Genomic DNA, 21,637 nt, shown 5'->3' with positions numbered 1-21,637 from the left:
GTCGCCCCTGACCAACGCTCGGCGCGGCACCGGGTTCCCCGGGGAGCCCGTGCTGGCCGACAGCATCCCCCACGCGGGCCGTCCCGGGACGGGTGGCGGTCAGCAGCCGGCGGGAGTGCGCCCCTCCCGCACGTCCTCGAGGGCGGTCAGGGCGTCGTCGAGGGTGGCCACCCGGGCCAGGGTGAGGCCGGTGGCCGGGGACCCGAGCGCGTCCGGGCAGTTGTCGGCCGGGACGAGGAACAGCTCGGCGCCGATCTCCTGGGCGGCGACCATCTTCAGCTGGATGCCGCCGATCGGGCCGACGGTCCCCTGGGCGTCGATCGTGCCGCTGCCGGCCACCACCGCGCCCTCGGTGAGGTCGGTGTCGCCGACCAGGTCGAGGATGCCGAGGGTGAGCATCAGGCCCGCCGACGGGCCGCCGACGTCGGCGACGTCGATGTCGACGTCGAACGGCGCCGAGGGCTGCTCGCCCACCACCACGCCGAGCACCGAACCCTCGCGGTCGGAGGACCCGCCCGTGGTGACCGTGGCCGTGCCCGGCCGGCCGAGCCGGGTGTAGGCGACCTCCACGGTCGTGCCGGCCGGGATGGCGGCGAGGACGGCGGCCAGCGCGTCGGAGTCCGGCGTCGGCCGCCCGTCGACGGCCTCGATCGCGTCGCCCTCCTCGAGCAGCCCGTCCGACGGGGAGTCGTCGCCGGAGAGTCCCCGGACGACGACCTTCACCGGGTACCCGAGGTGGCCGAGCGCCGCGGCCTCGGCGGACTCCTCGGAGGTGAGGAAGGCCTGCCGGTTGGCCTGCTCGATCTCGTCCTCGGTCTGGTCCGGCGGGTACACCGACTCCTCGGGCACGACGCTGATCTCGTCGTCGAACCAGCCGCGGACAGCCTCGACCAGACTCAGGCCCGCCCGGCCGACGCCGACGGTGGTGAGGTTGAGGTTGCCGGTGACGTCGTTGCGGTCGCGGCCGCGGACGGAGATGACCGGGTCGCCGTCGATGTCGCCGAGGGTGTTGAAGGTCGGGCCGGGCACCTGGGCGACGTAGGGCACCGGCAGGGCCGCGCCGAGGACGCCGGCGACCAGCAGCAGCACCACACCGACGGCGAGGACGGCGATCCGACGGGTCACGACCGGCCAGCGTAGAACCTCGGGCTGGCAGCGTCCGCCGAGAGCGGACGCCGGAGCCCGCGCTCGGGCTCCGGTGGTGTGATCACGCGTCTACCGTGGGGGCATGAGTGACGTGCCGTTCGGATTCGGGCTCCCCGACCGCGACCCCGAGCGCCGGGACCAGCCCGGTGCCGGCGACCCGTTCGGCTTCGGCGCCCTGTTCGGGTTCGGCGGACCGGGCGGTGCCGGGGGCGGCACCCCGGAGGAGCTCCTGGGCAAGATGCCGCTGTTCGCCGAGCTGCAGAAGCTCATGAACTGGTCGGGCGGGCCGGTCAACTGGGACCTCGCCCGGCAGGGCGCGATCAGCTCCCTGGCCACCGGCACCCAGCCGACGTCGGAGGCCGAGCGGGCCGCCGTCACCGAGGCGGTGCGCCTGGCCGACCTGTGGCTGGACCAGGTCACCGACCTGCCCTCGGGCGCCGACCGGGCGCTGGCGTGGTCCCGGGTGGAGTGGGTCGAGCAGACGCTGCCGGCCTGGGGCGCACTCATCGACCCCCTGGCCGAGAAGGTCGTGGCCGCCATGACCTCCGCGCTGCCGCAGGAGGCCATGGCCATGGCCGGCCCGCTCGCCGGGATCATGGGGCGGATGGGCGGCCTGATGTTCGGCGCCCAGGTCGGGCAGGCCCTCGGCCGGCTCGCCGGCGAGGTGCTCACCGGCACCGAGGTCGGCCTGCCGCTGGCCCCGGCCGGCTCGGCGGTGCTCGTCCCGCAGAACGTCGCGGCGTTCGCCGAGGGCCTGGACCGCCCGGCCGACGAGGTCCGCCTGTTCCTCGCGCTGCGCGAGGCCGCGTCGCTGCGGCTGTTCGCCCACGTGCCGTGGCTGCGCCAGCAGTTGCACGACGCCGTCCACGCCTACGCCCGCGGCATCACCATCGACCGCGAGGCCATCGAGCGCGGGCTCAACGACGCGATGGGCTCGATGGGCGGCGGCTTCGACCCGTCCAACCCCGAGGCGCTGCAGGAGCTGCTGGGCAGCGGGCTGCTCGAGCCGGAGGAGACGCCGGAGCAGCAGATGGCGCTGCGCCGGCTGGAGACGCTGCTGGCACTGGTCGAGGGCTGGGTCGACGCCGTCGTCGCGGCCGCGGCCGGCGAGCGGCTGCCCGGGCACGGGGCGCTGGCCGAGACGATGCGCCGCCGCCGCGCCTCGGGCGGCCCGGCCGAGCAGACCTTCGCCACGCTGGTCGGGCTGCAGCTGCGGCCGCGCCGGCTGCGCGACGCCGCCACCGTCTGGGGCGCCATGGCGCAGCAGCACGGCACCGGGGCCCGCGACCGGCTCTGGTCGCACCCGGACCTGCTGCCCACCTCCGACGACCTCGACGAGCCTCTGGACTTCGTCGCCCGCCAGGGCCTCGACGACGAGCTGCGCGCGCTGACCGACCCGGCCGAGGACACCGACGACGACGGCGGCAGCAGCAGCAGCAGCGGCGACGGTGGCAGCGGCGAGGGTCCGGACGGGGACTCCGCCAGCCGCTGAGGACACCCCGCGAGGAGTGGGGGCCGGAGGCTCCCGCGATCGCGTGGCGGTCGGCCCCCTCGCAGGGCCCCGCGAGCCTGCGTGTGGCGGGGGGCGAGGGGCCCTGCGTCAGTCGACCAGGTCGCCGTCGTCCGCGCGGGCGCCGTCGGCCCGGGCCGACTCGACGCCCTCGAGGAAGCCGCGGGCCCGCTCGGCCTGCGGGTAGCGGGCCACCAGCGCCCAGAAGCGCGCGTCGTGGCCGGCCTCGAGCAGGTGCGCCAGCTCGTGCACCAGCACGTAGTCGACGACGTACTCCGGCATCGACCGCAGCCGGCTCGACAGCCGGATGCTGCCGTCGGCGGGGGTGCACGAGCCCCAGCGACGCTGCTGGTTGTCCACCCACCGCACGCTGGTCGGCTGCGGCACGCCGTCGAGGTGCGCGGCCGACAGTGCGCGGGCGCGGCTCATGAGCTCGTCGTCGCCGCCCAGGGAGCGGCGGCGGCGCTCCTCCCGGGTCTGCAGCTTGGCCACCATCTGGGCCACCCAGCGCCGCTCCTCGGCCGGCGTGAACGCCGCCGGGATGAGCACGATCGTCCGCCCCGACTCGCGGTAGGCGGTCACCGTCCGACGGCGGCGCGCGCTGCGGCGCACCTCGACCGGCCCGTCCGTGGACAGGGGGCCGCGCGAGGGGGCGGGGGTCGATCCGGGCACGGGAGGACGGTAGCCACCGGCCGCCGGCGACGCGCGGAGGGGCGCCACCCGCTCGGGTACGAGTCGCACGGACGGTGGACAGCCGGAGCCTGTCGGCGACGCGCTCCGTCCACAGCGGCGCCAGGCGTGTCCGCGCAGGTGACGGGCGTGGAACGGGTCGGCGACGGGCGGGTGGACACCGGCGCCTCCCCCGGCTGCACACAGCGACACGCCGCGGGGTCCCCACCGTCTCCACAGCGCTGTCCACAGGCTGTGGGCACCGCGGCGGGACGGGCTCCCCGGCCGGACGGGTCGGACGGGACCGCCCGGGTAGCGTTCGCGGAGGCGGCGCCCGGACGGGTGCCGAGCAGCTGGAAGAGGAGGCACCGTGGCGGAGAGCTACAACGGCTACTGCGTGAAGTGCAAGGAGAAGCGGGACTTCGACGGCGAGGTCAAGGTCAGCGAGTCCGGCCGCCGGATGGCCCAGGGCACCTGTCCGGTCTGCGGCACCAAGATGAACCGGATCCTCGGCAAGGCCTAGGCACTGCCTCCTGACGGCGGCGTCCCGCACCGCGGGCGCCGCCGTCGTCGTCCCCGGACCCTGTGGACGACGGCAGCGGGAGCCGGGCCGGTCCTGCCACCCTGCGCGGGTGTCCGACACCGCCCACCCCCTGCTGCCCCCGGGCACGCCGCTGCTGCGCCGCTCCCCCGACGCCGTCCAGGTCGGTGGGGTCGAGCGCGACGGCGTGCTGGTCGGCTCCGCCCCGGCCGCGGTGACCGCCCTGCTGCGCGGCCTCGACGGCCGGCGCCCCCAGCGGACCGTGCTGGCTGACGCCGCCGGCGACGGTCTCGACCCCCGCGCGGTCGCCGCCCTGCTCGACCACCTGCGCGCCACCGGCACGCTGGTCGACCTCGAGGCCGCGGACCTGCTGGCCTCCGATGCCGGCCCGGCCGCGGCGGCCCGCACCGCCGCGGAGCTGCCCGCCGCGCGGGACCCCGACGGCGCGGTGCGCTGGCACGCCCGGCGCGCCGCGACGGTCGTCGTCGAGGGCGCGACCCGGGTCGGCGTCCCCCTGGCGACGCTGCTGGCGGCCAGCGGCGTGGGCCGGGTCGACGTCCGCGACGACGGCGTCGCCACCGCGGCCGACGCGGTCGCCGGCGGGCTGACCGCGGCCGACGAGGGGCGGGCCCGCTCGCTCGCCGCCGCGGACGCCGTCCGCCGCGCCAGCCCGCTCACCGACCTGCGCCCGCTGCCGCCGGGCGCCGTCCCCGACCTCGTCGTCCTCGCCCGGCCGTGGGCGGCCTCAGACCCGCTGGTCGCCGGGTTGCGGGACGCCGGCGTCGCGCACCTGGTCGCCGCCGTCCGCGGCGAGACCGGCGTCGTCGGGCCGCTGGTGGTCCCCGGCGTCACCGGCTGCCTGCGGTGCGCCGACCTGCGCCGTCGCGACGCCGATCCGCACTGGCCGGTGCTCGCCGCCCAGCTCACCGCCGCCGACGTCCCCGGCGGGTCCACCCTCCTCTGCTGGGCGACCGCGCTGGCCGCGGCGCAGACGGCGCTGGCCTACCTCGAGGGCAGCGGCAGCCCGGCGGCGCTGGCCGGCACGGTCGAGCTGGCGCCCCCGGGGCTCGTGCCGCGGCTGCGCCGCTGGTCGCCGCACCCGTCCTGCGGGTGCGGCGACGTCCGCCCCTCCGGGTGACGCCCACCGCGGCTCCGTCAGCGGCCCGGGCTCCGCGTCGGGGACAATGGCACGGTGACCGACGACGCACGGGGGATCCCCAGGGGCTCGATCTCGCGCACCGCGCGGCTGGCCTCGCTCCCCCTGGGTGCGGCCGGCCGCGCCACGCTGGGGATCGGCAAGCGGCTGTCGGGGCAGTCGTCCGAGGCGGTCGCCGCGGAGCTGCAGCAGCGCACCGCCGAGCAGCTGTTCGCCGTCCTGGGCCAGCTCAAGGGCGGGGCGATGAAGCTCGGCCAGACGCTGTCGGTGTTCGAGGCCGCCGTCCCCGAGGAGGTGGCCGCCCCCTACCGCGAGGCGCTGGTCAAGCTCCAGGAGGCGGCACCGCCGATGCCGGTGCGCACCGTGCACGCGGTGCTCGCCCAGCAGCTCGGCGGCACGTGGCGCACCCGCTTCCGCGAGTTCGACGACCAGCCGGCCGCGGCCGCCAGCATCGGCCAGGTGCACCGCGCCACCTGGCGCGACGGCCGCGACGTCGCCGTGAAGATCCAGTACCCGGGTGCGGCCACCGCGCTGATGGCCGACCTCAACCAGCTGTCCCGCTTCGCCCGGCTGTTCGCCGCGCTGTTCCCCGGCATGGACGTCAAGCCGCTGATCGCCGAGCTGCGCGCCCGGGTGATCGAGGAGCTCGACTACGGGCTGGAGGCCGACGCGCAGCGGCAGTTCGCCGCCGCCTACGCGGGCGACCCGGAGATCGTCGTCCCGCGGGTGGTGGCCAGCGCGCCGAAGGTGATCGTGTCGGAGTGGCTGGAGGGGCTGCCGCTGTCACGGGTCATCACCGAGGGCACCCGCGAGCAGCGCGACCGCGCCGGCCACCTCATGGCGGTGCTGCACTTCTCCGCCCCGCAGCGGGCCGGGCTGCTGCACGCCGACCCGCACCCGGGCAACTTCCGGCTCGTCGACGGCGGCCGCCTCGGGGTCATCGACTTCGGCGCCACCGCTCGGCTCCCCGACGGGCTACCCGAGCCGATCGGCCGCCTGGTGCGCTGGGCGCTGGAGGGCCGCGCCGAGGAGGTGCTCACCGACCTGCGCGCCGAGGGGTTCGTGCGGCCGGGGATCGAGGTCGACGCCCAGGCCGTGCTGGACTACCTGCGGCCGATGCTCGAGCCGGTCGAGAGCCCGGGCTTCCGCTTCACCCGGGCCTGGATGCAGGAGCAGGCCGCCCGCCTCGCCGACCCCCGCAGCGAGGCGAACAAGCTGGGCCGCCAGCTCAACCTGCCGCCGGCCTACCTGCTCATCCACCGGGTGACGATCGGCTCGATCGGCGTGCTCTGCCAGCTCGACGCCGCCGCCGACTACCGCGGCGTCCTCGAGGAGTGGCTGCCCGGCTTCAAGGCCTGACCGGGGCCCGACGGTCCCCGACCGGGCCCGGGACGACGAGAGGCCGGGCCCCCGACGCACCGGGAGCGTCGGGGGCCCGGCCTCGACCGGGAGGGCTCGGCGTGCTGCCGGGCCCCTGAGGGGGCGCCGCCGTTCAGCGGACGGCGGCGCTGGCCCGCGCGGCACGCCGGCTGGCGTACTCCGCGCGGCGGGCCCACCGGCGGGCGGCCCGCAGCCGGCGCACGCGGCCGGCGGCGTCGGCCTCGGCGCGCAGCTCGCGCAGCCGCGTGGTGGCCAGGTCGTACTCGTACGTGGTCATCTCGGGTCCTCGGTGCTCGTCGGGCGTCGGTGCCCGATCGGATGGCTGTCGCTGTCGGCTGTCGCCGTCACGGCTCACGCCGCGACGACCTTGCGGGGACGGCCCCGCGGGCGCTTGCGCGGGATGACCACACCCCGCTCGAAGATCTCGCCGCCCCAGACGCCCCACGGCTCGCCGCGGTCCAGGGCGCCGGCCAGGCAGGCGTCGCGGACCGGGCACTCCCCGCACAGGACCTTGGCCTGCTCGAGCAGCGCGGGGCTCTCGGCGAACCACAGGTCCGGGTCGTCGGTCCCGCGGCACGGCAGGGGGCGCCGCACCGGAGCCGGGGCCAGGGGGACGTGCGGCGTCCTCGGGGTGGTGCCGCCGGTCCGGGGGAGCCCGGGTCGGCGGTGGGACGTCGGGCCGTCGATCGTCTGCTGCACTGCCGCTCCTCCTCGTACTCGTCGTCTGCGCGGCCGGCGGGGGCCCGCCGACCGGGTGGTCGGGGCCGGGTGCCGCGGAGGAGAGACGAAGGCCGCGGATCCCGGGGTTCGGGTTCCGCGGCCTCGAGGAGGACCGGTCGAGCGGCTAGCTCTGCGGTCTCCCCGGGGAGTGGATCCCGAGGGTGTGGCGCTGCTTGCTGATGTGGGTGCGGAGGGCATCGGTGCCGCCGACGCCGGGGCCGAACTCGCCGCCGGTGGGCAGACCGGTCCCCTGGACCGGAGCGGTGGGCGCAGCGACGGCGGTGCCGGTCAGGTCGAACGGCGTCATCGACCGGACCACGGCGTAGCGCGGCCGCGCGGACGGGACGGCGCCGGTCAGGGCCGGACGCACGTCGAGGGCGCCCCAGGCGGAGACCCCGGCGGGGGCGAGGACGCAGCGCATGTCGGTCATCGGTCCCCCTCCTCCCGGGGTCGGAGTCCGGCGGTCGGGCCGGGCTCGGTCTGGCGCGCCCGCGGTCGTCCGTCGGGCGCAGGCAGGACAGTAGGGAAGGTCACCGCAGCGGCGCAACGCAATTAACGGGCGCGTCCTCCGATGGCGTGGGACGCGCCGGTCCGGCCGTGCGGTGGGCACGGCCGGTGACCGGTCAGCCGCCGACGGTGGCGAGGACGTCCTCGCCGTACATCTCCAGCTTGCGGGCGCCGATGCCGGGGAGCCCGGACAGCTCGCGGATGCTCGTCGGCTTCGCCTCGGCGATGGCCTGCAGGGTGGCGTCGGTGAACACGACGTAGGCGGGCACCGAGGCGGCCTGCGCGGTGCTGCTGCGCCAGGCGCGCAGCCGCTCGAAGATCTCCCCGGCCTCCCCCTCGAGCACGACCTTGGCCCGCTTGGTCCTCCGGGGCGGCGGCGGGGCCGACGGCGTGGAGCCGGGCACCAGGCCGTCGAGGAAGCGGCTGCGCGGCCGGGCCCGCTTGGCGCCGGGGTTGCGGGCCAGCGACCAGGAGAGGGTGAGCTGCTCGCGGGCGCGGGTGACCGCGACGTAGAGCAGCCGCCGCTCCTCCTCCACCGCCTCCGGCCGGGACAGCGACTGGGAGATGGGCAGCACGCCGTCGACCAGGCCGACCACGAAGACGGCGTCCCACTCCAGGCCCTTGGCCGCGTGCATCGACGCCAGCGTCACGCCCTGGACGGTCGGCGCGTGCTGGGCGTCGGCCCGTTCGGCGAGGTGGGCGACGAAGCGCGGGAGGTCGGTGGTCGGGTCCTCGGCCACCAGGTCGACGGCGAGGTCGACCAGCGCGGCCAGCGACTGCCAGCGGTCGCGGGCCGCTCCCCCGGCCGGCGGGCGGTGCTCCACCCAGCCGGTCGAGGCGAGCACGTCGCGCACCGTGGGCACCAGCGCGCCGGGCTCGTGGCCGCCGGCGGCCGCGCCGCGCAGCAGGACGACCGCCTCGCGGACCTCGGGCCGCTCGAAGAACCGCTCCCCGCCCTTGAGGACGTAGGGCACGCCGGCGTCGGCCAGCGCCGACTCGTACACCTGGGACTGGGCGTTGATGCGGAACAGCACCGCGATCTCCGACGCCGGCGTCCCGCTCTCGACGAGCGCGCGGCAGGCCTGGGCGACCGCGGCGGCCTCGGCGGGCTCGTCGGCGTGCTCGAAGAAGCGCGGCTCGGGGCCCTCGGCCCGCTGGCCGAGGAGCTTGAGCCGGAAGATGCTCTTGCGTTCCGGCGCCTGCCCGATGAGCTTGTTCGCCAGCCCCACCACCTGCGGTGTCGAGCGGTAGTCGCGCTCGAGCTTGACCACCGCGGCGTCGGGATAGCGGTCGGCGAAGCCCAGGAGGTAGTCGGGGTCGGCCCCGGTGAAGGAGTAGATGGTCTGGTTGGGGTCGCCGACGACGCAGACGTCGGCCCGCCCGCCCAGCCAGGCGTCGAGCAGCCGCTGCTGCAGCGGGTTGACGTCCTGGTACTCGTCGACGACGAAGTGGCGGTACTGCGCGCGCACCTGCCGGGCGACGTCGGGGTGCTCCTCCAGCGCGAACGCGGTGACCAGGAGCAGGTCCTCGAAGTCCAGTGCGCCGTCGCGCTGCTTGGCCGACTCGTAGGAGGCGTACACGCGGGCGACGGCGGCGGCGTCGAACGGCGGCTCGCGCCCGGCGGCCGCGGCCCGGGCCGGGTAGTCCTCCGGGGTGGCCAGCGTGGTCTTGGCCCACTCGATCTCGCTGGCGAGGTCGCGCAGGCTGGTCCGGTCGGTGGTCAGCCGGTTGCGGGTGGCCGCCGAGGCGACGACCCGCAGCTTGTTCTCGATCAGCGGCGGCAGCGGGCCGCCGAGCACGCGCGGCGCGAAGTAGCGCAGCTGGCGCATCGCCGCCGCGTGGAAGGTGCGGGCCTGCACCCCGCCGACGCCGAGGCCGGCCAGCCGGGTGCGCAGCTCCCCGGCCGCACGGGCGGTGAAGGTCACCGCGAGCACCTGCTCGGGGACGAACGCGCCGGTGTGCACGCCGTAGGCGATGCGGTGGGTGATCGTGCGGGTCTTGCCCGTCCCCGCACCGGCGAGGATGCACACCGGGCCGGTGACCGCCGAGGCGGCCTCGCGCTGCTCCTCGTCGAGCCCGGCCAGGACCGCCTCGGCACCGGCGGAGGTCCCCGCGGACCCGGGGGTCGCCAGGGGCGCGTCGGCTGTCCGGGGCATGCGGTGGTTCCTCCGAGGGCACAGGGGGACGGCGGCCGGCGGACCGCTCCTGCGAGTGTCCCAGCCCGGGACGACAGACGGCGCGGACACCCCGGCGCCTGGGGACGGCCGGTGCGCCCGGGGACGGCGAGGCCGGGAAGAGGCGACGGGCCCGCGGTGTTGGCCCCCTGGGACGTCGTCGCGTCCCCGCCCCGATCCCCTGGAGGACCCCGAGTGACTGCCGCGCCCGCCGCCGTGACGATGTACACCACCACCTGGTGCGGGTACTGCGTGCGGCTCAAGAAGCTCATGCAGGTCGAGGGCATCGACTACGCCGAGGTGGACATCGAGCGCGACGCCGCCGCGGCGGAGGTCGTCATGAACGCCAACGGCGGCAACCGCACCGTCCCGACCCTGGTCTTCGCCGACGGCAGCGCGCTGACCAACCCGAGCATCGACCAGGTCAAGGCGCGGCTCGCGCAGCAGTCGGACGCCTGATCGGCGGGTGCTGCAGGGGCCGCGGCCCCCGGCGGTGCATCATCGTCCCCCGGCGGGTCGCGACCGTGGCACGCCGACGTCCCCCCGGCCCACCGGCCGAGCACCCGCGGGAGCCGCTGTCGTGACCTCGGACGCCGTGCACCTCCCCGTGTCCGCAGCGACCCCGGAGGAGCCGCCCGCCGACCGGCCCTCCGTCGTGCTCGCCCGGACCGGCCGCGGCTGGAGCATCCTGTCCCCCGGCCGCGCCGACGACGTCGCCGACCTGCTGGAGGGGCTGTCGCTGGCCGACCTCGTCGCCGAGGAGCTCGACGGCCCGGCCGATCCCGACCGCGCGACGCGCCGCGCCGCGCGGGGGACGGCCGACGCCGGGCCGGACGGCGACCCCCGGGACGCCCGGATCGCCGCGCTCGAGCGGACCGTCGCCCAGCTGGAGCACGCGCTGGCCTCCCGGGTCGCCACCGAGCGGGCCATCGGCGTGCTCGCCGAGCGGCAGGGCACCACGCCGCGGGCGGCGTTCGAGGCGCTGCGCACCCAGGCCCGGTCGCTCGGGCGGCCGGTGCACGAGCTCGCCCGCGAGGTGCTCGAGCCCCTCGACGGGGCGGCCGCCGAGCCGGCCGCGGCCCTGCCGCCGGTCCCCCGCCGCCCGCCGGGCCGGCGGGTCCCGCACGCGCCGGGCCGCCCCGGCCCCGCCGTGCCCGCGGACGGCCGCCGCTGAGCGGTCCGCAGCCGCTGACCCCGGGCGCGCTGGCCGACCGGCTGGCCGCCCTCCTCGCCGACGTCGGACCGGAGCCGGGCGCGGCCGCCCTGCGCGTCGCCGTCGACGGGCCCGACGTCGCCGAGCCGGAGGGCCTGGCCCGGGCGGTCGCCGAGCGGCTGCCCGCGCTCGGCCGCCCGGCCGTCGTCGTCCCGGCCGCCGGGTTCCTCCGGCCGGCCTCCCTGCGGTTCGAGCACGGCCGCACCGATCCCGACGCCCGCTACACCGACTGGCTCGACGCCGGCGCGCTGGCCCGCGAGGTGCTCGACCGGGTGGGTCCCGGCGGGCCGGCCGAGTACCTGCCGGTCCTGTGGGACGTCGGCCGCGACCGCGCCGCGCGGGCCGGCTACCGCCCGATGCCGTCGCGCGGGGTGCTGCTGGTCCCCGGCCCGCTGCTGCAGGGCGTGGGGCTCGCCTTCGACGTCGTCGTGCACCTGCGGGTGGCGCCGGCCGCGCGCAGGCGGCGCTTCCCCGCGGAGCAGGCGTGGGAGCTGCCCGCCTTCGACCGCTACGACGACGAGGTCGACCCCGTGCTGCTCGCCGACGCCGTGGTGCTGGCCGACCGCCCCGAGCACCCCGCGCTGGTCCTGCAGGGCCGCTTCGCCTGACTCAGTCGAGCTCGCCGGCCACCCAGCGGTCGATGATGTGCCGGGCGATCGAGACCGGCGGCGGCAGCGCGGCGGGCCCGCGGCCCGAGCGCAGCTCCTCGCGGGTCCACCAGCGGGCCTCCTCGATCTCGGTCGGGTCCAGCCGCAGCTCCAGGTCCCCCTCGGCGCGCGCCACGAAGCCGAGCATCAGCGACTGCGGGAACGGCCAGGGCTGGCTGCTCACGTAGCGGACGTCGCTGACCGCCAGCCCGACCTCCTCGGCGACCTCGCGGGCCACCGCGCCCTCGGCGGACTCCCCCGGCTCGACGAACCCGGCGAGGATCGAGAACCGCCCGGGCGGCCACACCGCCTGCCGGCCCAGCACGCAGCGGTCGCCGCCGTCGTGGACCAGCATGATCACCGCGGGGTCGGTGCGGGGGAACAGCTCGGTGCCGGTGACCGGGTCGCGCTGCACCCAGCCGGCCCGCTCGATCGTCGTCGCGGCACCGGACAGCGGGCTGAACCGGGCCCGCTCGTGCCACTCCAGGATGCCGACGGCCTCGGCGAGCAGGCCGGCGTCGAGGTCGCCGAGGTCGGCGCCCACCTCGCGCAGCCCGGTCCACACGTCCACCGGGCGGCCGTTGACCGTCAGCGCCCGCTCGCCGCGGACCGCCGCGTAGGGGACGCCGCCGGCCTCGCCGAGGTACACCGCGCCCGCCGGCAGGGCCGGCTGCTCGTCCCACACCAGCTCGGGGCCGCCGTCGGTCTCGCGCACCGGGACGGCGCGGCGCTCGTCGACGGTGAGCACCCGCACCGGCCGCCCGCGGGTGGGGTCCTCCAGCGACCGGCCGAGGTGGTCGCGGTCGTGCGCCGAGCGGGACAGCACCGGCACCGTGCCCGTCGTGTCGGGCGTGCCGGCCGGCCAGAACCCGCGCACGGCCTCCGGCGAGGCGACGTCGTCGGGCGTGCTGCCGCCCGGCGGGACGCTCACGCCGGGTCCGGCGCGGCGGCGGCGCTGGCGGTGACGTCGACCGGGCCGAGGGCCCGCAGCGCGTCGGTGACCCGCTCGGCGTCCCCGACGACGACGGCGGTCAGCGCGGCCGGCGCCAGGTGGCGGCGGGAGGCCTCCTGCACCTGCTCGACGGTGACCTCGGCCAGCGCCCGCTGGTGCTCGGCCAGCCACTCCGCGGACAGACCCGACCCGGCCAGCGCGGACAGCGTGCCGGCCAGCCCGGCGTGCGTGGCGGTCGACAGCGCCATGCTGCCGAGCACGTAGCGGCGGGCGGCGTCCAGCTCGGCCTCGGTGACCGGCGCCAGCGCCATCCGGCCGAGCTCCGCCCACGTCTCGAGGAACGCGGCGCCGGTGACCTCGGTGGCGACGTCGGCCTCGACGAGGAACGACGAGGCCGCGGCCAGGTGGTCGACGGCGCTGCGCGGGCTGTACGAGTAGCCGCGCCGCTCCCGGATGTTCTCGACCAGCCGCGAGGAGAAGTAGCCGCCGAACACCGTGCTCGCCAGCCGGACGGCGGGCAGGTCGGGGTCGGTGCGGCCGGGCGCCGGCCCGCCGAGGCGGATGTTGGACTGCACCGCGCCCGGCCGGTCGACCACCTCGAGGTGGCCCGGGGCGAGCGTCGGGGCGGGCTTGGCGCCGGCCGCGGTGCCCTCCCCCGTCCAGTCGCCGAGCGCCTCGGCGACGGCGTCGGTGGCCGCGGCGACGTCGAGGTCGCCGACGAGCACCAGCGTGCTGCCGGCGGGCAGCAGCCGCTCGCGGTGCAGCTTGCGCAGGGCGGGGGCGGTCACCTTGCCGACCAGCTCGGGCGCGGGGAGCTGCGCGGCGTAGGGGTGGGTGCCGTAGCGGCGGGCGGCCAGCGCGGTGCGGGCGATGACGCCGGGCTGGGAGCGGGCGATGGCGATCCGCTCGGCCACCCGGTCGCGCTCGGCCTCGACCTGGTCGCCCGGGTAGGCGGCGTCGGTGAGCACCTCGGCGAGCACGCCGAGGACCGGGGCCAGCCCCTCGGACAGCAGCGTGGTGGAGAACAGCAGCCGGTCGGGGTCGGCGGCCACGGTCAGCTCGGCGCCGTGGCCCTGCAGCGCCTCGGCGACGGCGGTGGCGTCGCGCCGCCCGGTGCCGAGCAGCACCGCGCCGGAGAGCACCGAGGACCGGGCGGCGTGCTGGAGGGCGCCGCGCGGGGATGTCGCGGCGAACGGCACGCGCAGCCGCAGCTCGACCAGCGGCACGCCGGGCCGCGGCACGACGACGACGGCAAGCCCGTTGGGCAGCGTCGTCGTCGCGACCTCGGGGACCGGCTGCGGGCGCGGCTCGCCCAGCGGCGGGATCAGGCCCAGGTCGAGGACGGGGGCGCTCATCGGGCTCCTCCGGTGGCGCGCAACTCGAGGATCGCGGCGGTGCCGGGATCGAGTCCCTTGGCGGCGACCTGCACCGCGTCGGGGGTGACCGCGGCCAGCCGGGCGGCGAGCTCCCCGGCCAGCTCGGCGCGGCCGTGGACGAGCTCGGCGCCGGCGAAGGCCAGCGTGCGGCCGAGCACCGAGTCGGCCTGGCGCAGCAGCTGCGCGCTGGTGCGGGCCTGCACCCGGGCCAGCTCCTCGGCGCTCACGCCCTCGGTGGCGACCCGGCCGATCTCCTCGTGCACCGCGGCCAGGACGTCCTCGACCGGGACGGCGGCCGGGTGGTGCACCTGGGTGGTGAGCAGCGTGGCGTCGCGGACGTCGAAGGGGTCGCCGAACAGGCCCACGTAGCTGCTCTGCGCCACGGCCAGGCGGTCGTCGTGCACCAGCCGGCGCTCCAGCCGGGAGGCGTCGCCCTCGCTGAGCAGCTCGGCGAGCAGCACGGTGCCCAGGTAGGTGTCGAGGTCGCCGACCGGGTCGGGCACCCGCCAGCCCAGGGCGACGGCGGGCGCGGGGGCCAGCCGGTCCTCGACGACGTCGCGGCGCACCGTCGTCGGCGAGGGCTCGCCGGTGTAGGGGGTGGGCGGCACCTCGCGGGCCTCCACCGGGCCGAACCAGCGGCGGACCAGCCGCTCGGTCTCGCCGACGTCGAGGTCCCCGCCGATGCACAGCACCGCGTTGCCCGGCGCGTAGTAGCGGGAGAAGAAGTCCTCGGCGTCGGCGACCGTGGAGCTCTCCAGGTCGACGAAGGAGCCGTAGCCGTCGTGGGTGTTGGCGAAGCTCTCGAACGCGATCTGCGGCAGCTGCAGCCACGGGAAGGCGCCGTAGGGCCGGTTGAGCACGTTGACCCGGATCTCCTCCTTGACCACGTCGATCTGGTTGCGGAGGTTCTCCTCGGTGATGGCCGGGGCGGCCATCCGGTCGGCCTCGAGGAACAGCGCGCGCTCGAGCGCCTCGGCGGGCAGCGCCTCGTAGTAGTTCGTGTAGTCCTGGTGGGTCGAGCCGTTGAACGTGCCGCCGGCGGCCTGCACCAGGCGGGCGTGCTCCATCTTCGGCACGTGTGCCGAGCCCTGGAACATGACGTGCTCGAAGAGGTGGGCGAAGCCGGTGCGGCCCTCCGGCTCGTTGCGCATGCCCACGTCGTAGAAGACGGTCACGGCGACGACCGGCACGCTGCGGTCGGGCGCGAGGACCACTCGCAGCCCGTTGTCGAGCGTGAAGCGCTCCACCGGGTGCCGCAGTGTCAGGTCGGCTCCCGCTGCTGTCACGGACCGACAGTAACCACGCGGGACGACGCCGCGCCGGGCGCCTACAGCACGTCGATGTCGGCGACGACCCGGTCGATGGTCCCGTAGAGCTCGGCGTGCGTGTTGGGGATCGAGACGTAGAGCAGCGCGGGGTCGGGCCGGCCGACGTCGACGACCAGCAGCGCCGCCCGCTCACCGGTGGAGTCGTAGCCCTCGACGTCCCAGGTGAGCTGGAACTCGACCAGGTGCGCCGCGTGGCCGTCGACGGTCAGCGCCTCGTCGCGCAGCACCTCCCGCTCGTTCGGGTACGGGTAGTAGGCCGCGCGCACACTGTCGGCCAGCGCCGTCACCGTCGCCTGCTCGCTGCCCGGGCCGGTCCAGCCGTAGCCGTCGGAGACCGGTCCCGACGTGCACTGGGCGATGAAGTTGCCGCCGTCGGGGGTCTGCTCCTGGGTGATGAAGTACTGCCCGGCGATGGTGCGGGTCTCGGGCATGGAGCCGAGGTCGTACTCGTACCAGCCGTTGCCGAGGAAGGGGTAGGAGATGCCCGCCTCCTCGTCGATGATCCGCACGGTGCCCGGCGGGAACGTCGGGCCGGCCGGCGGGGAGCCGGCGACCGGCGGGTCGGTCTCGGTGCCCTGCCCGGTGGCGCTGCCCCCGGACAGGCCGACGACCAGCGCGACGACGACCACGGCGACGACGGCCAGCAGCGATCCCCCGACCCACCAGGCCGTGCGGGGCCGCCGGGCCGGCTCCGACGACGGGCCCGGCTGCCAGGACCCGCCGTCCCGGGGCGACGGGGGCGCGGCCACCGGCGGCGCCTGGACGGCGACCCCGGGTCCGGCCGGCGTCGTGACGTCGGACCACGTCTCCCCGTTCCACCAGCGCACCACCCCGGGAGCGCCGTCGGGGTCGGGGTACCACCCCGCGGGTGCGCGCGTCAGCCCAGGTCCGGTCACGGGGGGCAGCGTAGGGCGGGAGGCGCGCCGTCCCGGGCTGCCGCGGCGTGCAGGTCAGTCGTGGCCGCGGTCGGCGCCGTCGTCCCACCAGCCGCGCAGGGTGGAGAGGCCGTCCACGCCGCCGCCGCGCAGCTCGGCCACGGCGTAGGTCCCGAGGTCGTCCCACGTCCAGGCGAACACGGTGTCGCCCTCGTCGTCCACCCAGCAGGCCGCCCGGCCGACCTCGGTGCCGTCGTCGTCGAGGACGGGGAACCAGCCGGTGGGCCCGGGGGCGCCCTCGTACTCCGGTCCGCAGTCGAAGCGGTCGTCGAGCCGGTCGAGCCCCCGGGTGTCGGCGGCGAGGGCCCGCGCGGCGCCGTCGCCGTCGTGCGCCGCGTAGGTGACCGCGGACGGCCCGTCCTCCTCCGGGTCGCCCGGGCAGCTGAGCTCCCGGAGGACGCCGTCGGCGGGCTCCTCCGCGGTGCACGCCGCGGGGTCGGTGCCCGCCGCCAGTGCGGTGGCGACCAGCCGCTGGCCGGCCGCCCGGGCGTCCTCGCGGGCGTCGTCGAGCCGGAGGACCACCGCGACCAGCGCCCCGGCGAGCGCCAGAGCGAGGAGCGCGCCGAGCCCGGCGAGCACCCACGGCAGGCGGGCGGGCCGCCGCGGGACCGGTGGGCGCGGCCCGACGGGAGTGGGCGGCGCGGCCGGGTGGCCCGTCTCCTGCTGCCGGGTGACCGCGCGGGCCGGGGCGCCGTCGGCGGCCGGGCCCACCGCCGTCCCGGCGTCGCTCCCGGGGACGGGGACGCCGCTCTCGGCCAGCGCGGCGCGCGCGGCGGCGGCCATGGCCCCGGCCGTGGGCCAGCGCCGGTCGCGGTCCTTGGCCAGGCCCCGCAGGACCACCGCGTCCAGCGCCGGCGGGACGCCCGGGGCCAGGGACGACGGCGGGGGCGGCGGCTCGTGGACGTGCGCGGCCATCAGCGCCACCGGGTCGTCACCGGCGAACGGCCGCCTCCCGGTGAGCGCCTCGAACAGCACGCACGCCAGCGAGTAGACGTCGGCACGGGCGTCGAGCGGGCCGGAGCCGAACCGCTCGGGTGCCATGTACTCGGTGCTGCCCACGGCCATGCCGGTGCCGGTCAGCGCCGGGCCGGTGGCGTCGGCCGAGGTGCGGGCGATGCCGAAGTCGGCGAGGTAGCAGAAGTCCTCACCGGGCGCCGACGCCGCCAGGTCGCCGCCGTCGGCGCGGGCGACCAGCAGCACGTTGGAGGGCTTGACGTCGCGGTGCACCAGGCCGCCGGCGTGCGCGGCGTCGAGCGCGCGGGCCACCTGGCCGACGACGTCGACCGCGCGGGCCGGGGACAGCCGCCCGGCGCGGCGCAGTAGCGAGGCGAGGTCCTCCCCCTCGACCAGCCGCATGTCGAGGAACAGCTGGCCGTCGACCTCGCCGTACCGGTGGATGGGGACGACGTGCGGCTCGTTCAGCCGCGCGGCGATGCGGGCCTCGCGGCGGAACCGCTCGCGGTAGCTCTCGTCGGCGGCCCACTGCGGGTGCAGCACCTTGAGGGCGACGTCGCGCTCGTGCTCGCCGTCGTGGGCGCGCAGCACCTGGCCCATGCCGCCGCGGCCGAGCACGCCGAGCACCCGGTAGGGGCCGAAGCGCCCGCCGTCCGCCGGCGCGGTCACCGCGCGGCCAGCTCCCGCCACAGGTGGGCCGCGGCCTCGGCGCCGCGGTGCAGCATCGGCAGCAGCACCCGCTCGTTCGGTGAGTGGATGCGGTCGGTGGGCAGGCCGGCGCCGAGGAAGACCAGCGGCGCGCCCAGCACCTCGACGAGGTCGGCCTCCGGGCCGCTGCCGCCCTCGCGGGTGAACAGCACGTCGTCCGGGGCGGTGTCGAAGGCCTGGCCGATGGCGCGCAGCAGGGCCCCCGTGTGGGACGAGTCGAGGTCGCTCGCGCACGGGGCGACGCCGCCGGGCGGGGTGTGCACCTCGGCCGTGATCCCCTCGGGCAGGTGCTGCTCGACCCACGCGCGCAGCATCGGGCCGACGTCCTCGGGCCGCTGGTCGGCGACCAGCCGGAAGGTCAGCTTGGCGTGCGCCTCGGCCGGGACGATCGTCTTGTGGCCGGGGCCGGTGTAGCCGCCCCACATGCCGTTGACCTCGGCGGTCGGGCGGGCGCCGATCCGTTCCAGCGTGCTGAACCCGGCCTCGCCGGCGGTGGCGCGGGAGGCGGCCGGCCCGGCCAGCCAGGCGGCCTCGTCGAAGGGCACGCGGGCCATGAGCTCGCGCTCGCGGTCGGTCAGCTCCCGGACCTCCGCGTAGAAGCCGGGGAGGGTGACCCGGCCCTGCTCGTCGTGCAGCGCCGCGAGCAGGGACGCCATCGCGTGCAGCGGGTTGGGCACGCCGCCGCCGAAGGACCCGGAGTGCAGGTCGACGGCGGGGCCGCGCAGGGTGATCTCGGCGTCGGCCAGGCCGCGCATGGCGACGACGGCGCTGGGCACGTCGGGGGCGGCCATGCCGGTGTCGCTGACGACGACGACGTCGCAGGCCAGCCGGTCGGCGCGCTCGCGCAGCAGGTCGGCGAAGTGCGGCGAGCCGGACTCCTCCTCGCCCTCGACCAGCAGCTTCACCGTGACGGCCGGGGTGTCGCGGCCGGTGGCGGCCAGGTGCGCGCGGATGCCGAGCAGGTGGAAGGCGACGTTGCCCTTGTCGTCGATGGCGCCGCGCGCGTGCAGCTCGGGGCCGGCCGGGGTCTCGACGCGGGTCGGCTCGAACGGCGGGTGGTCCCACAGCTCCAGGGGGTCGACCGGCTGCACGTCGTGGTGGCCGTAGACCAGCGCGACCGGCGCGTCGTCGTCGGCGCTGGGCCACTCGGCGTAGACGGCGGGGGCGCCCGGCGTCGGCCAGATCTCGACGACGGGGAACCCGGTGCGGCGCAGCGCCCCGGCCAGCCACTCCGCGCTCGCCGCGACGTCGCCGGCGTGCGCCGGGTCGGCCGAGATGGAGGGGATGCGCAGCCAGGCGTCGAGGTCGGCGTGGAGGTCGTCGAGGTGGGCCTGCACGAAGTCGCGTTCCGGGCTCGTCACGAGCGCGACGGTAGCGGCGCACCGGCACCGGATACGTTGCGACCCATGGCCGGAGAACTGCTGCGGGTGGACGTCGGTGACCTGACCTTCGACGTGCGGGCCGACGGCCCCGGGGACGGGCGGCCGGTGGTGCTGCTGCACGGCTTCCCCGAGACCTCGGCGTCGTGGGCCGCGGTGACGCCGCGGCTGGCCGAGGCGGGGCTGCGCACCTACGCCGTCGACCAGCTCGGCTACTCCCCCGGCGCGCGGCCGCTCGACGTCGACTCGTACGCGCTTCCCAACCTCGTGCAGGTCACCGCCGACCTCATGACGGCGATGGACGTCCCGGTCGCCGACGTCGTCGGGCACGACTGGGGCGCCAACGTGGCCTGGGCGCTGGCCGGCTGGCACCCCGACCGGGTGCGGTCGCTGACCGCCGTCTCGGTGCCGCACCCGACGGCGTTCACCGCGGCGTACCGCTCCGACCCGGAGCAGAAGGAGCGCTCGTCCTACATCCGGCTGTTCTGGCAGGAGGGCAAGGCCGAGGAGGTGCTGCTGGCCGACGGCGCCCGCCGGCTGCGGCGGATGTACGGGGACGCGGTCGCCCCCGAGGCGGTCGACGAGTACGTGGCCGTGCTGTCCGCGCCGGGGGCGCTCACCGCCGCGCTCAACTGGTACCGGGCGATGAGCTCGTCGACACCGGTGGACGACGTGACGGTGCCGACCACCTTCGTGTGGAGCGACGCCGACATCGCCATCGGCCGGATCGCCGCCGAGGGCTGCGGGTCCTTCGTCGCCGGCGACTACCGGTTCGTGGAGCTGCCCGGCGTGAGCCACTGGATCCCCGAGCAGGCGCCCGACCAGCTCGCCGCCGCGATCCTGGACCGCATCGCCTCCTCGTGACCGTGCGGCTGCGCGTCCCCACCGCCGAGGACGCCGACGCCTGGACCGACCTCTTCGACGACGCGGAGGTCATGCGGTACGTCGGCAGTGGCGAGGTGCGGGACCGGGCGTGGTACGCGGCGTTCGTGGCACGGCAGCAGGCGCTGGCGGCGAGCACCGGCCTCTGCCTGTTCTCCGTGCTCGTCGGGGACGAGGTCGTCGGCTTCACCGGCGTCCAGCCCTGGGCGCAGCCGTGGGGACCGACCGGGGTGCCCGAGGTCGGCTGGCGGCTGGGCCGCCGGTTCTGGGGGCGCGGCCTCGCGACGGAGGCGGCGGCGATCGCGCTGGACCGGGCTCGGGTGCTCGGGGTGCCGCGGGTCGTCGCGATGGTGCACGCGGACAACGCCGCATCGCTGACGGTCGCCCGGAAGGTCGGTCTCACCCAGGAGGCGGTCCTCCGGGCGCCGTCCGGGGTGCCCGTGCTGCAGTACGGCACGGCACTGGCCTCGGTGAGCACGGACACCCCGGACGCCGTCCCCGACGCCTGATGCCCGCCTGAGCCGTCCGTTCCCCGTCCACGGGCCCTGCCGCGCCACGCACCCGACCCGTCCGCCGATCCGGCCGCGGCCGCGGCGCAGGGTCCGGTGCGCACCGCCCGGGCCCGCGTCCGCTCGGGGCACGTCGCCGTGGAACGGGCGGGGAGTCAGAGAAGCCGGTAGTAGCGGACCAGCGGGAGTGCGGTGAAACCGGCGGCCTCGTAGGTCCGCCGGGCCGGCGCGTGCCCCGGGTCGCCGCCGGTGCCGATCGCGACGATCCGGACACCGGCGCGACGCAACTGATCGACGCCGTCGTCGAGGAGCGCACGCCCGATGCCGCGCCGCTGGACCACCGGGTCGACGGCGAGCATCTCGACCTCCCCGCCGTCCGGCTCGTCGTGCGTCTCGTCGTGCACCACGACGGCGACGAAGCCGACCGGCCGGCCGTCGTCGACCGCCACCCGCACGCGCATCCCCGCGTCGCGCAGCACCCGGGCGACGGCGGCCGCCTGGGAGGCCCGCCAGTCGGGGTACAGGTGCCGGTACACCGCCCGGCCGAGGACCGCCTCGAAGGACGCGAAGACCGGCGCCCACGCGCGCAGCGACAGGGCGACGACGCCGTCGACGTCGGCGTCCTCGAGGTCCCGGATCACGACGGTCACCCCGTCAGGCTGGCCCGCACGTCAACCGGGTCCCGGGACGGCAGGACCGGGCCGGCGCCCCGGTCGGTCCCCGTCGAGGTCGAGGAACTCCCGGACCCCGGGAGGTGCCGGCGCAGCTCCTCGGGGGTCAGCGGCACCGACCAGCGCCGGCGCCCCCGGCGCGACGAGGTGCTGAGGAGCCGCTGCACCAGCTCCCGGGCGGGCGACCAGCCGATCGAGCACAGCCGGTGGCCCGTCCCGGTGCGGACCTCTCGGCGACGTACCCGACGGCGAACGCCCGGAACGGCGTCTCCAGGACCTC

The 21,637-nt window shown here is 77.1% G+C and carries 22 protein-coding genes; 9 read left to right on the top strand and 13 right to left on the bottom strand.

Annotated elements, in window-relative coordinates; genetic code table 11:
- Positions 1-99: 99 nt before the first annotated feature.
- Entirely contained in the window at positions 100-1,125 is a 1,026-nt protein-coding gene (locus tag ACI79Z_RS17950) for a YlbL family protein (protein ID WP_456903410.1), read from the bottom strand.
- A 103-nt stretch (positions 1,126-1,228) separates the two neighbouring features.
- On the opposite strand from ACI79Z_RS17950, the gene ACI79Z_RS17945 reads away from it, so the two are divergent.
- On the top strand, positions 1,229-2,638 hold the full coding sequence (locus ACI79Z_RS17945) for a zinc-dependent metalloprotease (protein ID WP_456903409.1): 1,410 nt from the start codon (positions 1,229-1,231) through the stop codon (positions 2,636-2,638).
- A gap of 108 nt (positions 2,639-2,746) precedes the next feature.
- Here ACI79Z_RS17945 and ACI79Z_RS17940 read toward each other — a convergent pair whose 3' ends face one another.
- Positions 2,747-3,328, bottom strand: a complete 582-nt coding sequence (locus ACI79Z_RS17940) for a M48 metallopeptidase family protein (RefSeq protein ID WP_387990324.1) — start codon at positions 3,326-3,328, stop codon at positions 2,747-2,749.
- A gap of 367 nt (positions 3,329-3,695) precedes the next feature.
- Here ACI79Z_RS17940 and ACI79Z_RS17935 point away from each other — a divergent pair, with 367 nt between their 5' ends.
- The 3 genes from ACI79Z_RS17935 (at position 3,696) to ACI79Z_RS17925 (ending at position 6,381) form a co-directional block, all read left to right on the top strand.
- Complete coding sequence (locus tag ACI79Z_RS17935; RefSeq protein ID WP_012950213.1) at positions 3,696-3,848, top strand: DUF5679 domain-containing protein; 153 nt, start codon at positions 3,696-3,698, stop codon at positions 3,846-3,848.
- A gap of 109 nt (positions 3,849-3,957) precedes the next feature.
- Complete coding sequence (locus tag ACI79Z_RS17930) at positions 3,958-5,004, top strand: ThiF family adenylyltransferase (RefSeq protein ID WP_456903408.1); 1,047 nt, start codon at positions 3,958-3,960, stop codon at positions 5,002-5,004.
- Between the two features lie 54 nt (positions 5,005-5,058).
- Positions 5,059-6,381 carry an ABC1 kinase family protein gene (locus ACI79Z_RS17925; RefSeq protein ID WP_387990333.1) on the top strand — a complete coding sequence of 441 codons (1,323 nt, stop codon included), beginning with the start codon at positions 5,059-5,061 and terminating at the stop codon, positions 6,379-6,381.
- Between the two features lie 133 nt (positions 6,382-6,514).
- Here ACI79Z_RS17925 and ACI79Z_RS17920 read toward each other — a convergent pair whose 3' ends face one another.
- From ACI79Z_RS17920 to ACI79Z_RS17905, 4 genes are all read right to left on the bottom strand, one after another.
- Positions 6,515-6,679 (bottom strand): hypothetical protein, encoded by a 165-nt coding sequence (locus ACI79Z_RS17920; protein ID WP_456903407.1) that lies wholly within the window; start codon positions 6,677-6,679, stop codon positions 6,515-6,517.
- A 74-nt stretch (positions 6,680-6,753) separates the two neighbouring features.
- A complete protein-coding gene (locus tag ACI79Z_RS17915; RefSeq protein ID WP_456903406.1) occupies positions 6,754-7,101 on the bottom strand; it encodes a WhiB family transcriptional regulator in 348 nt (115 codons plus the stop codon).
- A gap of 145 nt (positions 7,102-7,246) precedes the next feature.
- Complete coding sequence (locus ACI79Z_RS17910) at positions 7,247-7,552, bottom strand: hypothetical protein (RefSeq protein WP_387990341.1); 306 nt, start codon at positions 7,550-7,552, stop codon at positions 7,247-7,249.
- Positions 7,553-7,745: 193 nt separating this feature from the next.
- Positions 7,746-9,785: an ATP-dependent helicase gene (locus tag ACI79Z_RS17905; RefSeq protein WP_456903405.1), complete on the bottom strand. Its 2,040-nt coding sequence runs from the start codon at positions 9,783-9,785 to the stop codon at positions 7,746-7,748.
- A 213-nt stretch (positions 9,786-9,998) separates the two neighbouring features.
- On the opposite strand from ACI79Z_RS17905, the gene ACI79Z_RS17900 reads away from it, so the two are divergent.
- The 3 genes from ACI79Z_RS17900 to ACI79Z_RS17890 all read left to right on the top strand — a co-directional run bounded on the left by ACI79Z_RS17900 (position 9,999) and on the right by ACI79Z_RS17890 (position 11,624).
- Positions 9,999-10,262 (top strand): mycoredoxin, encoded by a 264-nt coding sequence (locus ACI79Z_RS17900; RefSeq protein ID WP_387990347.1) that lies wholly within the window; start codon positions 9,999-10,001, stop codon positions 10,260-10,262.
- A gap of 121 nt (positions 10,263-10,383) precedes the next feature.
- Positions 10,384-10,977: an ANTAR domain-containing protein gene (locus ACI79Z_RS17895; RefSeq protein WP_456903404.1), complete on the top strand. Its 594-nt coding sequence runs from the start codon at positions 10,384-10,386 to the stop codon at positions 10,975-10,977.
- Between the two features lie 299 nt (positions 10,978-11,276).
- Positions 11,277-11,624: a hypothetical protein gene (locus ACI79Z_RS17890; RefSeq protein WP_456903403.1), complete on the top strand. Its 348-nt coding sequence runs from the start codon at positions 11,277-11,279 to the stop codon at positions 11,622-11,624.
- A gap of 1 nt (position 11,625) precedes the next feature.
- On the opposite strand, the gene nudC is transcribed toward ACI79Z_RS17890, so the two are convergent.
- The 6 genes from nudC to ACI79Z_RS17860 are packed head-to-tail and all read right to left on the bottom strand — an operon-like array spanning position 11,626 to position 19,277.
- The gene (nudC, locus tag ACI79Z_RS17885; RefSeq protein ID WP_456903402.1) at positions 11,626-12,594 is read right to left on the bottom strand and encodes an NAD(+) diphosphatase; all 969 of its coding nucleotides are present in this window, start codon (positions 12,592-12,594) and stop codon (positions 11,626-11,628) included.
- On the bottom strand, positions 12,591-13,970 hold the full coding sequence (locus ACI79Z_RS17880; protein WP_456903401.1) for a M16 family metallopeptidase: 1,380 nt from the start codon (positions 13,968-13,970) through the stop codon (positions 12,591-12,593). The genes nudC and ACI79Z_RS17880 overlap by 4 nt, the downstream gene beginning before the upstream one ends.
- A complete protein-coding gene (locus ACI79Z_RS17875; protein ID WP_456903400.1) occupies positions 13,967-15,277 on the bottom strand; it encodes a M16 family metallopeptidase in 1,311 nt (436 codons plus the stop codon). Before ACI79Z_RS17875 ends, ACI79Z_RS17880 begins: the two co-directional genes overlap by 4 nt.
- A 41-nt stretch (positions 15,278-15,318) precedes the next feature.
- The gene (locus tag ACI79Z_RS17870) at positions 15,319-16,215 is read right to left on the bottom strand and encodes a DUF2510 domain-containing protein (protein WP_456903399.1); all 897 of its coding nucleotides are present in this window, start codon (positions 16,213-16,215) and stop codon (positions 15,319-15,321) included.
- Between the two features lie 54 nt (positions 16,216-16,269).
- Positions 16,270-17,877, bottom strand: a complete 1,608-nt coding sequence (locus ACI79Z_RS17865; RefSeq protein WP_387990367.1) for a serine/threonine-protein kinase — start codon at positions 17,875-17,877, stop codon at positions 16,270-16,272.
- Positions 17,874-19,277, bottom strand: coding sequence for a M20/M25/M40 family metallo-hydrolase (locus ACI79Z_RS17860; protein ID WP_456903398.1), 1,404 nt, complete (start codon positions 19,275-19,277; stop codon positions 17,874-17,876). Before ACI79Z_RS17860 ends, ACI79Z_RS17865 begins: the two co-directional genes overlap by 4 nt.
- 45 nt (positions 19,278-19,322) lie before the next feature.
- On the opposite strand from ACI79Z_RS17860, the gene ACI79Z_RS17855 reads away from it, so the two are divergent.
- Together ACI79Z_RS17855 and ACI79Z_RS17850 are read left to right on the top strand one after the other, a co-directional pair.
- Positions 19,323-20,159, top strand: coding sequence for an alpha/beta fold hydrolase (locus ACI79Z_RS17855; RefSeq protein ID WP_387990372.1), 837 nt, complete (start codon positions 19,323-19,325; stop codon positions 20,157-20,159).
- On the top strand, positions 20,156-20,686 hold the full coding sequence (locus tag ACI79Z_RS17850) for a GNAT family N-acetyltransferase (RefSeq protein ID WP_456903397.1): 531 nt from the start codon (positions 20,156-20,158) through the stop codon (positions 20,684-20,686). Before ACI79Z_RS17855 ends, ACI79Z_RS17850 begins: the two co-directional genes overlap by 4 nt.
- A 155-nt stretch (positions 20,687-20,841) precedes the next feature.
- On the opposite strand, the gene ACI79Z_RS17845 is transcribed toward ACI79Z_RS17850, so the two are convergent.
- On the bottom strand, positions 20,842-21,336 hold the full coding sequence (locus ACI79Z_RS17845) for a GNAT family N-acetyltransferase (protein ID WP_456903396.1): 495 nt from the start codon (positions 21,334-21,336) through the stop codon (positions 20,842-20,844).
- Between the last annotated feature and the right edge of the window lie 301 nt (positions 21,337-21,637).

Source organism: Geodermatophilus sp. SYSU D00663, assembly GCF_054050655.1.
The sequence above is the reverse complement of the archived record's forward strand: the minus strand, read 5'-3'. Positions and strand labels throughout refer to the sequence as shown.

Excerpts from the sequence above, each read along its gene's own strand:
- ACI79Z_RS17945 (WP_456903409.1), top strand. The coding sequence starts at position 1,229 with ATGAGTGACGTGCCGTTCGGATTCGGGCTCCCCGACCGCGACCCCGAG.
- ACI79Z_RS17910 (WP_387990341.1), bottom strand. The coding sequence starts at position 7,552 with ATGACCGACATGCGCTGCGTCCTCGCCCCCGCCGGGGTCTCCGCCTGG.
- ACI79Z_RS17855 (WP_387990372.1), top strand. The coding sequence starts at position 19,323 with ATGGCCGGAGAACTGCTGCGGGTGGACGTCGGTGACCTGACCTTCGAC.
- ACI79Z_RS17920 (WP_456903407.1), bottom strand. The coding sequence starts at position 6,679 with ATGACCACGTACGAGTACGACCTGGCCACCACGCGGCTGCGCGAGCTG.
- ACI79Z_RS17880 (WP_456903401.1), bottom strand. The coding sequence starts at position 13,970 with ATGAGCGCCCCCGTCCTCGACCTGGGCCTGATCCCGCCGCTGGGCGAG.
- ACI79Z_RS17905 (WP_456903405.1), bottom strand. The coding sequence starts at position 9,785 with ATGCCCCGGACAGCCGACGCGCCCCTGGCGACCCCCGGGTCCGCGGGG.